The sequence below is a fragment of the Methylophilus sp. DMC14 genome (assembly GCF_056314085.1).
In genome coordinates this window covers 103,294-117,005 of sequence record NZ_JBQUZA010000008.1, presented here as the reverse complement: position 1 = coordinate 117,005, position 13,712 = coordinate 103,294, and the positions used below count along the sequence as shown (strand labels likewise).

The following is a 13,712-nucleotide window of genomic DNA, read 5'->3' as shown; positions in this document are numbered from 1 at the left end:
ATCCGTTTGATTGTTCTTGCCATTTCACATCTCCTAAAAAGTTAGGTCGATGTGTCTACTTTTCTAAGGCAAGTCCACAGTCCCGCTTGACTGATGGGTTAGGTTTCTCCAACACTCAACAGCTTTTATTTTTGATTAATTAGATAATAGTTCATATAAAGCTAATATGATAACAACCGCCGCAAACGCCATAAAAATAAACCTAACGGCCCAATTGCTGGGTTTGTATTGAATGTATGTAATCGATCCATGCATGTCTTTCTTTTCAACAAATGGAAAGATATAAGAAACCATAAAAAACCATATAGCAACAATTAATATAGCGTTAGTTTCTGGCGATTTATTATTTGTCAAAACAGCAAGCCCTACCAAAAAAACAGTAATGATTACAATGCTTAATTTGATTGTCTTATGTTTACTCAAGATGAGAACCTAACGTAATCTAGGCATCCTAAATGACGGAAAACATTCCGTCATTGATGCTTTTTTGATTGAAGGTTTAAGGGCTTTATTTAACATTTTCATATTGTTATTAAATTTTAGTCCATCCTAAAATACAAACCTAAACCCGTCAATCACGCTTTTTGTGAAAATCTAACTCCCACCCAGCGCCTTATACAACCCTACCTGATTCTGCAACGCCTGCTGTTGAATCTGCACGGCTTGCGACTGCGCGTCCAACACGCTGCGTTGTGCATCAAGCAACTCTAAATAAGTCACCAGTCCCTGATCAAGCTTGCGTTTCACCAGTTGCAAGCGGCTGCTTTCCAGTTCGCGCAAACGCGCTCTAGCGGCAGATTCTTCGGCGATCACGCTGCGTGTACTTAAGATATCCATCACTTCTTTAAACGCAGTCTGGATGGTTTTTTCGTAATTGACGACCTCAATATGCTGGCGGGCTTGGGCCAGGTTGAGGTTGGCTTTGTTGCGGCCGTAGTTAAAGATCGGGAGTATCAGTTGGGGGCTGAAGGCCCAGTAGTTGCTGCCTGTATCCGAGAACAATTTGGAGAAGTCTGAATTGACCAAACCGACATTGGTAGTGAGTTGCAGGCGCGGGTAAAACGCGGCTCTGGCAGCACCTATATTGGCGTTGGCGGATTTGAGCTGATGCTCGGCGGCACGAATATCGGCCCGTCTGGTGAGCAAGGTGGAAGGCAAACCTGGCGTGACGTCTGCCAGTTTCAAGGCGGCGAGCGGCTTGACTGGCAGTGGCGTGCGGTGTGAGGTTTCGCCCAGCAGCAGATACAAGGCATTTTGCGTGGTGGCGAGCTGGCGCTGCCATTGTGCGAGCTGCGCTTGTACTTGCTCAACCTGAATTTGCGCGGCTTTCACATCCAGCACTTGATCCAGCCCGGCTTCAAAGCGGCGCTGGGTGCGTTGCAGGGTTTGCTTACGGTCATCCAGCGTTTGCTGGGCGAGCTTGAGCTGGTCGTTGATGGCCAGGTAATTGACATACTGCGTGGCAATCTCGGTGACCAGCGTGGTCTGCACGGCTTGCCGGTTTTCTGCCACGGTGAGGTATTGCTCCAGCGCCGCTTGCGACAGGCTTTTTACCCGGCCAAACACGTCAATTTCGTATTCTGAAATACCCACACCAACCCGGAACAATTTGGCGTCAAACGCCTGGCTGGAGCTGAACACGGTGCGGCTACGGTCGTAATTGAGGTTGCCCTGTATGGTTGGCAGGCGGTCTGCCTTTTGTACGCCATAGGTGGCTTTGGCCTCATCCATGCGCAACACGGCGGTTTTGAGGTCACGGTTATGCTCCAGCCCAACCTGAATCAGGCGCTGCAAATCAGCATCTGCAAAGTAGGTTTGCCAGCTGAGTGGCGGCGCTTCGCTCACGGTGTCACTTGCTGGCTGGCCTGGATAAACCTCAGGCACTGGCGCGGCGGGCCTGAAATACTCAGGCACGAGTGAGCAACCACCCATTGCGAAAGCCACGGCAAGGATGATGGAAATACGACTAAACTTCATGAGACACCCTTTGCTGTGAGGCTGGTTGTTTCATCCAGCGGCCCACGACAATAAAAAACAACGGCACGAAAAAGATGGCGAGCAAGGTGGCGGTAATGATGCCGCCGAGCACGCTGGTGCCGATAGCTACTTGTGCACCGGAGGCGGCACCGGTTGAGAATGCCAACGGGATCACGCCGACACCAAAGGCGAGCGAGGTCATCACAATTGGGCGCAGACGCTCTTTGGCTGCCATCAAGCTCGCTTCCACCAGCGGCATGCCATGCAACACGTGTTCACGCGCAAACTCCACAATCAGAATGGCGTTTTTGGCTGACAGACCGATGGTTGCAATCAGGCCGACCTTGAAATAAATATCATTAGGTAATTCACGCAAGGTCACCCCCAGCAAGGCGCCTAGCACGCCCAACGGCACCACCAGCATGACGGCAAACGGAATCGCCCAGCTTTCATACAAGGCGGCCAATACCAGAAACACCACCAGGATGGACAAGCCAAACAGCAGGCTGGCCTGGCTACCCGACTGTTTTTCTTCCAGCGATTGCCCGGCCCACTCATAGCCGATGCCTTTGCCCAGGCCATTCACCAGGGTTTCCATGGTGCGCATGGCTTCGCCACTGCTAAAGCCAGGCGCGGGGCCGCCATTGATGTTAAATGACGGAAAACCATTAAAGCGCGTGCGTTGCGGCGTGCCCATGGCCCAGTCAAGCGTCATGATGGAAGCCAGTGGCACCAAGCTGCCATCCGCCGCTTTGAGGCGGATTTTTTTGATATCTTCCAGCGTTTGCCGCTGCTTGCCATCGGCCTGCACGATTACGCGGCGCACCTGGTTACCATAGACAAAATCGCCCAGGTAATTCGAGCCGAGCAGCGTCGCCAGCGAGTCGTTGATTTCATCCAGTGACACGCCCAGCGCCTTGGCTTTGCTGCGGTCTAGCTGCATGTTAACCACTGGCGTGTCATACAAACCGGCAAACAGCACATTGGCCAACTCTGGCCGCTGTGCAGACTCAGCCAGCAACTGGTCACGCGCTTTCATCAGCGCCTCAACACCCACGCTGGCACGGTCTACCAGCCGCAGGTCAAAGCCGCCAAAACTGCCCAACTCGGGCAAGGGCGGCGCATTCATGGCAAAAATAGTTAAATTGGGGCGACCAAAAAACTTCTGGTTGACGCGGTTTACAATCGCCTGCACCTGTTGATCTGGGTTTGGCCGTTCTGCCCAATCTTTGAGCGTGATAAACAGCATGCCGCTATTGGTGCTGGTGCCATAAAAGCTAAAGCCGCTCACCTCAAAGATAATATCAACGGGCTCATGTGCCTGAATATACTCACTCATATCGCCCAGCACTTTGGCGGTTTCTGCCAGCGTCGCGCCTTGTGGCAACGACACCATGACCATAAAGTTACCCTGGTCTTCTTCGGGCAAAAACGCATTTGGCAAACGCACCAGCAGCCAGCCAGCCAGCGCGACAATCAAGGCAAACACGGCCAGCCAGCGCATCGGCTTTTTGAGCAGACCGCCAGTGAGGTGGGTATAGCGCTCGGTCATGCGCTGAAAGCTGCGGTTAAACCAGACAAAAAAGCGCGCTTTGTTACCTGTCTCGTGGCGTAGCAACGTCACGCACAAGGCAGGTGTGAGTGAGAGCGCCAAAAAGGCCGAGAAGCTGATAGACACCGACAAAGCCAGCGAAAACTGGCGGTAGATATTGCCCACCGCGCCGCTGAAAAAGGCCATGGGGATAAACACCGACACCAACACCGCCGTAATGCCGACCACGGCACCACTGATTTGCGACATGGCTTTAACCGTGGCATCGTAGGCGGACAAGCCCTCTTCCACAATCAGGCGCTCGACGTTTTCAACCACCACAATGGCGTCATCCACCAGAATGCCAATCGCCAGCACCACGCCAAACATGGTCAGTACATTAATCGAGTAGCCCAGCCAGTACATGACGGCAAACGTCCCCATCAGGGCAATCGGCACGACAATGGTCGGGATTAGCGTCGCACGCAGGTTTTGCATGAACAGGTACATGACAAGAAACACCAGCACAATGGCTTCCACCAAGGTCTGGATCACTTTTTTGATCGAAATCGAAACGAATGCAGAAGAGTCATACGAAAGTTGAAACGCGACATTGGGCGGAAAATACGGCTGCATCTGCTCCATCGCGACCTTGACCCGCTTGATGGTTTCAACCGCATTAGAACCCGGCGCCAGTTTAATTGCCATCCCGGCGGCATTCTTGCCATTGACCCTTGAACTGTAGGTGTAGTCACTGCTGCCCAGCTCGACCTTCGCCACATCTTTAATCAACAGGGCTGAGCCATCTGCCTGCATGCGGATAGGCACATTGGCAAAGTCGTCTACCGTTTTTAACGTAGCCTCGGCTTCGAGTGAGACACTCAGCGGCGCACCGTCCGGCACACCACTGGCACCCACCTGCCCCAAGGTCAGGCGGGTGTTGTAGCTGCGCAAAGCATTCACGATCTCGGTCACGCCCACATTGAGACCAGCCATTTTTTGCGGGTCTGGCCAGATGCGCATGGCGTATTCCGGGCTGAACGATTGTACTTTACCCACGCCTTGCACACGCTTGAGCGTAGGCATCACCGTGGCCGATGACAGCTCGCCAAGATCAATCTCGCTGTAGCGGTTATCTTCCGAAGTCAGCGACACAATCAGCTGAAAACTGTCAGCGGATTTTTCCACCGTGATGCCGCTGCGACGTACGATTTCCGGTAAACGCACTTCGACACTTTTGAGCCGGTTTTGCACATCCACGGCAGCCAGATCAGGATTGGTGCCCTGACGGAAAGTGACACTGATGGAGGCCATGCCCACATTGCTGGTGGCAGAAACATACATGAGGCCCGGCATGCCATTCATCTCGCGCTCGATAATCGAGGTCACGGTTTCTTCCACCACTTTGGCCGAGGCGCCTGGATAAGTCGCGGCGATATTGACCACAGGCGGGGCAATATCAGGATACTGGGCAATCGGTAATTGTTTGATGGCGATGAGGCCGGCCAACACAATCAGAATGGCAATCACCCAGGCAAAAATGGGGCGATCAATAAAAAAACGGCTCATGGCCTGGTTCCTGTCTTTCTGCGCGCTGCCCGGTTAAGGGGCCACGGCTTTGGTGATATTGTCTTGGGCACTGATCAGTTTGGGCGTCACTTTGCTGCCCGCCGTTTGTGCCGCCACATTGGTGACCACCACTTGTTCACCGGCTTGCAGCCCTTGCTCAATGACCCACTGTTTGTCTATGACACGGCCGGCTTGCACCTCGCGTGACTCCAGCTCGTTTTTGGCATTCACCACCCACACACGCGTCGAAAACTGGTCACGCATCAACGCATCTCTGGGAATCAGAATCGCATTCGGATTGGTGGCCTGACGGATTTTGATTCTGACGTATGCGCCTGGCATCAACACCTGCTGCGGGTTTTCAAAAATGGCGCGCATGACCACAGAGTCGGTCGTTTGGTTGACGGAGACGTCCGAGAATGAAAGTTTTCCTGCTTGGGCGTACATAGAGCCATCCGGCAAGACCAGTTTAATTTTAAAGTCACCATCGTTGCCTTTGAGCTGGCCATCGCGCAGCGCTTTGCGCAAGGTAAACACTTCTGAGGACGACTGGGAAAAATTAACATAGACCGGATTGACCTGCTCGACGGTGGTCAGTTGGGTGGCTTCATCTTTGCCGACCAGCGCGCCCTCGGTGACCAGTGCTCGGCGGGCCACGCCATCAATTGGCGCGGTCACATTGGCATACCCCAAATCCAGCCGGGCACGATTAAGTTTGGCCTGGGCAGAGGCCACCTCGGCTTTTGCCAGTTGCGCCTCAGCTTGTGCCGCGCGGTAATCACGCTGGCTCACAGACTGGTCGCCAATCAAAGCCTGATAACGCTGCAACTTGTCGTTAGCATTGACCAGGTTGGCCTCGGTCCGCGCCAACTCAGCCTCGGCTTCGAGCTTGCTGGCTTGCAACTGCTCGGGATTGATCTGGAATAACGGCGTGCCGGCTTTCACCACCTGCCCTTCCTGGTACAGGCGCTTGGCGACAATGCCGGAGACACGGGCGCGCACCTCGGCAATGCGGTAGGCCTCGACCCGGCCAGGGAGTTCGACCTCATCGGGAATATCCGCCACCTGCACCTTGACCACCTCCACCACAGGCGCCGCGCCTGCGGGCTGAGCGGCTTCTTTCGGCTTGCTGCACGCAGCCAATTGCAAGATCAACAGCGCCGAAAGCGCCAGCGTCGAGTGAGAAATACGGGACATGCACTACCCTTAATTGTATGGATGACAATATTCTAGCGGCACTTTTATAATTAATCAATCATGACTGATTAATTATTTTTTGGTATGATAGCGGCCATCATCAACGACTGGACTGTCAGCGAGCCGCCAGGCTAGAACCACCCGACATGGCTAGAAAAACCAAAGAAGACGCGCAAAAAACCCGTGACCAGATTCTGGATGCAGCTGAGCTTGTGTTTTACGGCAAAGGCTTTACGCAGGCGACCATGGCCGATATTGCCGAAGCCGCACAACTGTCACGAGGTGCCGTATACGGACATTATAAAGGTAAGCTCGAAGTCGCCACGGCCATGGCCGAGCGTGTCATCCAGCAAGCCTCGCCGTTTCAGGGGCAACCGGCGCATAGCGCACTAGAAAACCTGAAACACTACTGTTTGCAGGAAGTCCGCAGTTATATCGAACCCAGCTCTATCCAGCGCGTGCTGTTTTTTCTGTATGTGGGCATTGATGATTCGCCCGAGCTGCTGCAACTGCGCTACAACTGGGAGAAAAAACGCATTGCGCAAATCAACAGCCTGCTGACACAGGCCATTGCCCACAAAGAGCTGCCCGCTGACGTCGATTTTGACTTGGTCAGTCTCTACTGCCAATCGGTGATCGAAGGCGTATTCAGTATTGTTTACTTTGGCAGCATGAGCGAACGTGAACGCTGGCAGCGCGCAGAACAATTGTGTACCTACAGCCTGCAACGCTTGTCCATGCCTTTTTCGCAGCCTTAACCCCGTGCTGCCTGCGATTGGTGATTGACGCGGCATGGCTTCTTGCGGCAAGATAAAAAATAATACATTGATCGCAATTAATTTCAACTTTTTGGCCAGCACACGGTCAGTCTGAACAGGCGGTATGCCTGTGCTTGAAATAGCATCAACGCTTGCGAAACCCATATTGCGTATGCCTACGCAAATAAAATAACTTAAAAGAAACCCTGACGATGGACCATAACCTGAGCCTGATTACCACCATTGCCGTCGCGTTTGCGCTGGCGCTGGTGTTTGGACTAATTGCCGAAAAACTCAAATTGCCTGCGCTGATTGGTTATTTACTGGCCGGCATCATGATCGGCCCCGCCACCCCTGGCTTTGTCGCCGACCTTGAAATTGCCTCGCAGCTGTCGGAAATCGGCGTCATGTTATTGATGTTTGGCGTCGGCCTGCATTTTTCGGTACAAGACCTGCTGTCGGTCAAACGCATCGCCCTGCCGGGCGCACTGGCGCAGATGACGCTGGCAACGCTGCTGGGCATGCTGGTCGCCTGGAGTTGGCACTGGAGCTGGGGCGAAGGCCTGGTATTTGGTTTGTCCCTGTCTTGCGCAAGTACGGTGGTATTGCTTAAGGCGCTGGAGTCACGCCGCATTCTAGAAAGCATGAACGGCAAGATTGCAGTCGGCTGGCTGGTGGTGGAAGACATGGTAACCGTGCTGGTACTGGTGTTGATGCCAGCCCTGGCGGGCGTGTTTGGCGGTAGCCAGAGTGAAGCAACCAGTGTTGCCGCCATATGGCAAACCATAGGCATGACCCTGCTCGAAGTGGCAGGCTTTATTGCCATCATGCTGGTGGTCGGCAAGCGGGTGTTGCCGTGGTTGCTCTGGTATGTGGCGGGCACCGGCTCGCGCGAGCTGTTCACGCTGACCGTGATCGCGGTGGCGATCGGGGTGGCGTTTTTTGCCTCTACCTTATTTAATGTCTCGTTCGCATTGGGTGCGTTTTTTGCCGGCATGATCATGCGTGAATCAGAATACAGCCATCGTGCCGCTGAAGATTCGCTGCCGTTCCGCGATGCCTTTGCCGTGTTGTTTTTCGTCTCGGTCGGCATGTTGTTTGACCCTAGCATTCTGATCAAACAACCTGTACAGGTGTTGTCTGTGGTAGCCATTATTATCCTGGGTAAGTCGCTGGCGGCGGTGGCCATTGTGCTGGCCTTGCGTTATCCCCTAAATACCGCGTTAACCGTAGCCGCCAGCCTCGGGCAAATCGGTGAGTTCTCGTTTATTCTGGCCGGGCTGGGGGTCTCACTCAACCTGATGTCCCCCGATGGCATGAGCCTGGTACTGGCAGGCGCGCTCATTTCCATTGCCTTGAACCCGCTGGTGTTTGCCTCGATCAAGCCGCTTGCCAATTGGGTGGTCAGCAAGTCTGATCTGGCCCGGCAGTTCTCGCTACGCATGGACCCCTATGGTGAGTTGCCGATGACTACCGAGCGCAAATTCCTCGAAGGCCAGGTGGTGCTGGTCGGTTATGGCCGGGTGGGCAAACGCATTGCGCAGTCACTGACCGCCGCCGCCATCCCCTATGTGGTGGCCGAACAAAACCGTGAAGTGGTGGAAAAACTGCGCAAACAGGGGCAACCTGCCGTCTCGGGGAACGCGGCGGACCCGATGGTGTTGATCCAGGCCCACATTGCCAATGCCTCCCTGCTGATTATTGCCACGCCGGATGCCATGAATATCCGCAAGATGGTGGAGATCGCCAAGCAGCTCAAACCGGATATCGAAGTCGTGATTCGTACCCATCATGAGGACGAATACCTGCGCCTGCAAAAAGAACTGGGCGAGACCGAAGCGGTGTTTTTTGGCGAGGAAGAACTGGCCAAGGGCATGTCTGCCCATGTGTTGCGGCGCTTTGAACGCCCGCATTAAGCGGCATCATCAATGACCTTGTACGCAAATTAACGTATGGCGTGCGGGCCTGCCTGGCGTTAAATTAGCACCAAGGTTAATACCTGCTACGCCCCATATTTTAATCACACCGTCAACAGCGCCGGTGATGATTCGAGCAAAAAAGCTCACCCGCCATTTGATGGCCGGTGGGCTTTTTTTATGCGTAATCGGTATGTATCGAGTCATTAGCCTTTTTTAAATTTTTCAGGAGAAGCTTCATGATACATGGTGATATTTCCAGCAGCCAGGACACCGTCGGTGTGGCCGTCGTCAATTACAAAATGCCCCGCTTGCATACCAAAGCCGAGATTCTGGCCAACTGTCGCAACATCGCCGACATGGTGGTCAATATGAAAGCCGGTCTGCCCGGCATGGATCTGGTGATTTTCCCGGAATACAGCACGCACGGCATCATGTATGACGGTCAGGAAATGTATGACAATGCCACCACCGTGCCCGGCCCGGAAACCGATATTTTTGCCGAGGCTTGCCGCAAGGCCAAAGTCTGGGGCGTATTCTCGATCACCGGCGAGCAGCACGAAGAGCATCCGAAAAAAGCGCCGTATAACACCTTGATCCTCATGAATGACCAAGGTGAAATCGTGCAGAAATACCGCAAGATCATGCCATGGGTGCCCATCGAGGGCTGGTACCCAGGCAAGGAAACTTTTATTAGCGAAGGCCCTAAAGGCCTCAAGGTCAGCCTGATTATCTGTGACGATGGCAACTACCCTGAAATCTGGCGCGACTGTGCCATGAAAGGCGCCGAACTGATTGTGCGTTGCCAGGGCTATATGTATCCGGCCAAAGAGCAGCAGATCCTGATCAGCAAGGCGATGGCGTTTGCCAATAACACCTATGTGGCCGTGTCCAATGCGGCAGGCTTTGATGGCGTCTATTCCTACTTCGGCCACTCGGCGATTATCGGCTTTGATGGCCGGACACTGGGCGAATGCGGCGAGGAAGAAAATGGCGTGCAATATGCGGCCTTAAGCAAACACCTGATCCGCGATTTCCGCAAACATGGCCAGTCCGAAAACCACCTGTTCAAGTTGCTGCACCGTGGCTACACCGGCGTGCTCAATTCAGGCGATGGCGATCAGGGCGTGGCGCAGTGTCCATATAGCTTCTACAGCAAATGGGTACAGGACCCGGCGGCTGCGCGCGACATGGTAGAATCGTTTACGCGCTCGACGTTGGGCACCAAAGAGGCGCCCATCGCAGGCTTACCTAACGAATAGTCGGATAGTCTGACTGGCGATCACACTAGGCTAGATGAAACTAGGCGAGATCACACTAGAGCTGATCGCCTCAATGCAACACAATGGCTCCGGTCTGGCCGGAGCCCCTGACGAAAGAATCTCATGGCAAACACTGACCCGATCCCGGTCGGCGTGCTGTTTTCCACCAGCGGCGCCACGGCGACCATAGAACGCTCACAGGCATTTGCCACTTTCTTTGCCATCGCAGAAATCAATGCCGCGGGCGGCATCGCTGGCCGAGAACTGGTGCCCGTCCACTATGATCCGCAGGGCATGCCGCAACAATACCAGTTACTGGCCGAGCGCATGATTCGAGAAGATGGCGTCAATGTGATCTTTGGCTGCTATATGTCCAGCACGCGCAAAGCCGTGATTCCGGTGGTGGAAAAATGGCGCAAGCTGCTGTTTTACCCCACGCCTTACGAGGGCTTTGAATTCTCGCCGCATGTGATTTACACCGGCGCGGCGCCCAACCAGAACAGTGCACAACTGGCTGACTACATGACGCGACATTTTGGCGCGCGCGTCTACATGATCGGCTGCGACTACATTTACCCGTATGAGTCCAACCGCATCATGAGTGACTTTATCCTTGAAGTTCCAGGCGGCAAAAAACTGGCCGAGCGTTATGTACCGCTGACGGCGACAGAAAAAGATTTTTTAGCGGTGGTGCGTGACATCAAGGCCAAATCGCCAGACTTTGTGTTTTCAACCGTGGTGGGGCAAGCCACCCGCCTGTTGTACCAGGCTTATGCCGAGATCGGCATGGATGCCCAGCACACCCCGATTGCCAGCCTGACCACCTCTGAAGCAGAGGTGGCAGAAATGGGCGGCGGTGCGGCCCAGGGCCACATCACGTCTGCGCCCTATTTTCAAAGCATTGCCAGTACCGAGAACCAGGCCTGCATCGCGCGCTTCAGGCAGCAGTATGGCAACGAGATTGCGCCTAATATGGCCTGGGAAGCGGCATATTTTCAAACCCACCTGTTTGCCGAAGCGATGCGCGCGGCCGGGAGCGACCAGTATGATGCTCTGTTGCCACAGCTGCTGGGTCGAGCCTTTGACGCACCGCAAGGCCGTATTGTCATTGATGCCGGCAACCACCACACCCGGCTACACCCGCGCATTGCGCGCGTCAATGCGGCTGGCCAGTTCGAGATCATCGCCGGTGGCGGTGCCGCAGCGGTAATCCCCGACCCTTATCTGGTGACGCACCCAGGCGCCAGCTGGAACAACCTGCCTTATGCGGCGGAGTATCGCGTTGGCTGAGTCGCCCACCGCCCCTCACTATGGTCAGCGCCAGGCCAAGCAGGCGCAGGCGCCGCGCTCCACGCTGGAGCTGTTCCGCCATTTGCGGCATGCCTGCATCACGATTTTTCATCCTGAGGACGAAAACCGCGAGGTATTGACACAGCAACTGCACCGGATTGGCTGCCAGACGGTCGCGCTATGGCCGCCGGTGGCTGAGCTACCCGCGCAGACCGAGCTGGTGATTTTTCTGCTAGATGCCCAAGCCAGCGCGAAAAAGAAACTGCCATGGCTGACACCAGAGTCGGCGATCCCGCTGATTGGGGTGCTGGATTATGAAAACCCGACTACCCTGGAAACAGCCACCGCGCTGGGCTGCCATGGCATGCTGGTACGGCCGTTGCAGGCCAAGGGGCTACTGTCAACGTTGATCATGACCATGCATCACTGCCAGCAACTGAAAACCTTGCGTAAACGGACCCAGCGGCTCGAAGAAAAACTGCAAGCCGCAGGCGAAATCAGTGCTGCCCAGGCCATGTTGGCGCATGCGCGCGGCATTAGTGCAGTCGAGGCCTATAAAATTCTGCGCGAACAAGCCATGCTCAAGCGCGTGACGGTGGAAGAAATTGCACGGTCGCTGCTGCAAACCGACGGTCTACTGTCCAATCCAGCCAAATCCCGTTAGAATGCAGGCCCTTTGAATGGCTGCAGGTTGCTGCCTGCGCACAGTTTTTGCTTTATCAAGCGTGATGAATACCGACATTTCCCCCGCACAAACCATTACGCTGGCCAAGATCAGGCATATCGAGGAGCTTGAGCGCCTGGATAGCTGTATTGCGTTTGTTGAGAAAATTGGTCAATTGATTCACCAGCTGCAAATTGAGCGCGGCGCCAGTTGTCTGTATATTGCCTCCGGCGGCCAGCGTTTTGCCACAGAGCGCGCAGAAGCTGTCGCACAGAATCAAGCCATAGAAACCGGCTTCCGGGCAGCGTTGCAGCAGCATCTGGATAAAAACAGCCGCGCCGATGCCAAGCAACTGACGCTGATCTCCTGGATATTGCTGGGCCTGGACCAGCTCACCACACTGCGGCATCAAATTACCCTGCTCAATATCTCGTTTGCCGATAGCATCGAATCTTTTAACCGCTTGATCGGCAGCTTGATTGCGCTGATATTCGAGATCACCGACAGCTCGGTCAATAGCAAGATCTCCACCTGTTTGCTCACCTTGTATAACCTGATTCAGGGCAAGGAGTTTGCCGGGCAGGAGCGTGCGGTAGGCGCTTATTTATTTGGCTCTGGCAGCCTGCAACTGCCGCACCAGCAAAAGCTGTTTGAACTGATTGCGCAGCAGGAACGGCACTTTGAACTGGTGTGCCAGTTTGGCAGCAAAGAGCTGTGTGAGGCCTGGCAACAGTGGCAAGCCAGTGACTGGCAGCAGCAACATGCCAAGTACCGCGCCAAGCTGACCAGCGCGCGCGACCAACAAACCCTGACCCCCAGCCATGCCGACCTCTGGTTTGACTTATGCAGCCGCCGCCTGAGCGAGATGTGGCAGATTCAGTGCCAGCTGGTCGACACCATGCATGAACTGCTGGCCGGGCTCACCCGCCAGGCCAAACAAGATTACGAGCAAACCCGGCAGTACCTGCAAACTATCCAAGCCAGTCCGCAGGCCAACTTGAACAGCACGTTTTTCAACCTGGCGATTCCCATCGAAAATGCGCTGAACTTTCAGGCCCATGACACCTCGCAAACCTATCCCATGGCGTCTATGATCGCCTTGCTGCAACACCAGTCCCGGCAAATTGCCGACATGGAAACAGAGCTGTCAGACACCAAAAAGGCGCTGACCGAGCGCAAATTGATTGAGCGCGCCAAGGGCTTGCTCATGAGTACGCGCGGCCTCAATGAAATGGAAGCCTACAAAACCATGCGTAGCCTGGCCATGGAGCAGAACCGTAAAATTATTGATGTGGCCGAAAATATTCTGGCCCATCATACCGTAACGCGATAACGGTTTTCATAACGCTCCCAGACCTTCAAATTGGTGCATCCGCACCCACGTGGTGCGAGAGGCATGCCCCCTTTTCAAGCCCTACTTGAAAAAAGTTCCGTTAAAACCCAATAAAAATCAAACATTTAAAAACAACAACCCACTTGGCACAAGCTTTGCTTATATAAAATCAAGCAAGCTACCAAAGGCGGTGCGTTGCTTGTAGTAAGTAAACT

The 13,712-nt window shown here is 54.3% G+C and carries 9 protein-coding genes; 6 read left to right on the top strand and 3 right to left on the bottom strand.

What is annotated here, in order from left to right:
* Nucleotides 1-594 precede the first annotated feature (594 nt).
* Genes ACT53C_RS13960 through ACT53C_RS13950 form a run of 3 tightly spaced genes read right to left on the bottom strand, consistent with a single transcriptional unit; the run spans nt 595 to nt 6,274 of the window.
* Nucleotides 595-1,977: an efflux transporter outer membrane subunit gene (locus ACT53C_RS13960; RefSeq protein WP_476146942.1), complete on the bottom strand. Its 1,383-nt coding sequence runs from the start codon at nt 1,975-1,977 to the stop codon at nt 595-597.
* Nucleotides 1,967-5,077, bottom strand: a complete 3,111-nt coding sequence (locus ACT53C_RS13955) for a multidrug efflux RND transporter permease subunit (protein ID WP_194747214.1) — start codon at nt 5,075-5,077, stop codon at nt 1,967-1,969. Before ACT53C_RS13955 ends, ACT53C_RS13960 begins: the two co-directional genes overlap by 11 nt.
* Before the next feature lie 33 nt (nt 5,078-5,110).
* Entirely contained in the window at nt 5,111-6,274 is a 1,164-nt protein-coding gene (locus ACT53C_RS13950) for an efflux RND transporter periplasmic adaptor subunit (RefSeq protein ID WP_194747215.1), read from the bottom strand.
* Nucleotides 6,275-6,420: 146 nt separating this feature from the next.
* Between ACT53C_RS13950 and ACT53C_RS13945 the strand changes: the two genes are divergently transcribed.
* From ACT53C_RS13945 to ACT53C_RS13920, 6 genes are all read left to right on the top strand, one after another.
* Nucleotides 6,421-7,032, top strand: a complete 612-nt coding sequence (locus ACT53C_RS13945; protein ID WP_379077372.1) for a TetR family transcriptional regulator — start codon at nt 6,421-6,423, stop codon at nt 7,030-7,032.
* 212 nt (nt 7,033-7,244) lie between these two features.
* Nucleotides 7,245-8,948 (top strand): cation:proton antiporter domain-containing protein, encoded by a 1,704-nt coding sequence (locus tag ACT53C_RS13940; RefSeq protein WP_476146939.1) that lies wholly within the window; start codon nt 7,245-7,247, stop codon nt 8,946-8,948.
* Nucleotides 8,949-9,187: 239 nt separating this feature from the next.
* Nucleotides 9,188-10,210 (top strand): aliphatic amidase, encoded by a 1,023-nt coding sequence (locus ACT53C_RS13935; protein ID WP_338656972.1) that lies wholly within the window; start codon nt 9,188-9,190, stop codon nt 10,208-10,210.
* A gap of 123 nt (nt 10,211-10,333) precedes the next feature.
* Nucleotides 10,334-11,500 carry a transporter substrate-binding domain-containing protein gene (locus ACT53C_RS13930; protein ID WP_379077365.1) on the top strand — a complete coding sequence of 389 codons (1,167 nt, stop codon included), beginning with the start codon at nt 10,334-10,336 and terminating at the stop codon, nt 11,498-11,500.
* Nucleotides 11,475-12,164: an ANTAR domain-containing response regulator gene (locus ACT53C_RS13925; protein ID WP_476146937.1), complete on the top strand. Its 690-nt coding sequence runs from the start codon at nt 11,475-11,477 to the stop codon at nt 12,162-12,164. The genes ACT53C_RS13930 and ACT53C_RS13925 overlap by 26 nt, the downstream gene beginning before the upstream one ends.
* A gap of 64 nt (nt 12,165-12,228) precedes the next feature.
* Nucleotides 12,229-13,497 (top strand): nitrate- and nitrite sensing domain-containing protein, encoded by a 1,269-nt coding sequence (locus ACT53C_RS13920; RefSeq protein WP_313983678.1) that lies wholly within the window; start codon nt 12,229-12,231, stop codon nt 13,495-13,497.
* Nucleotides 13,498-13,712 lie beyond the last annotated feature (215 nt).

What these genes read in the sequence shown, in the direction of transcription:
- ACT53C_RS13930 (WP_379077365.1), top strand. Translation starts at nt 10,334, where the DNA reads ATGGCAAACACTGACCCGATCCCGGTCGGCGTGCTGTTTTCCACCAGC.
- ACT53C_RS13960 (WP_476146942.1), bottom strand. Translation starts at nt 1,977, where the DNA reads ATGAAGTTTAGTCGTATTTCCATCATCCTTGCCGTGGCTTTCGCAATG.
- ACT53C_RS13950 (WP_194747215.1), bottom strand. Translation starts at nt 6,274, where the DNA reads ATGTCCCGTATTTCTCACTCGACGCTGGCGCTTTCGGCGCTGTTGATC.
- ACT53C_RS13920 (WP_313983678.1), top strand. Translation starts at nt 12,229, where the DNA reads ATGAATACCGACATTTCCCCCGCACAAACCATTACGCTGGCCAAGATC.
- ACT53C_RS13955 (WP_194747214.1), bottom strand. Translation starts at nt 5,077, where the DNA reads ATGAGCCGTTTTTTTATTGATCGCCCCATTTTTGCCTGGGTGATTGCC.
- ACT53C_RS13935 (WP_338656972.1), top strand. Translation starts at nt 9,188, where the DNA reads ATGATACATGGTGATATTTCCAGCAGCCAGGACACCGTCGGTGTGGCC.
- ACT53C_RS13940 (WP_476146939.1), top strand. Translation starts at nt 7,245, where the DNA reads ATGGACCATAACCTGAGCCTGATTACCACCATTGCCGTCGCGTTTGCG.
- ACT53C_RS13925 (WP_476146937.1), top strand. Translation starts at nt 11,475, where the DNA reads ATGCGGCGGAGTATCGCGTTGGCTGAGTCGCCCACCGCCCCTCACTAT.
- ACT53C_RS13945 (WP_379077372.1), top strand. Translation starts at nt 6,421, where the DNA reads ATGGCTAGAAAAACCAAAGAAGACGCGCAAAAAACCCGTGACCAGATT.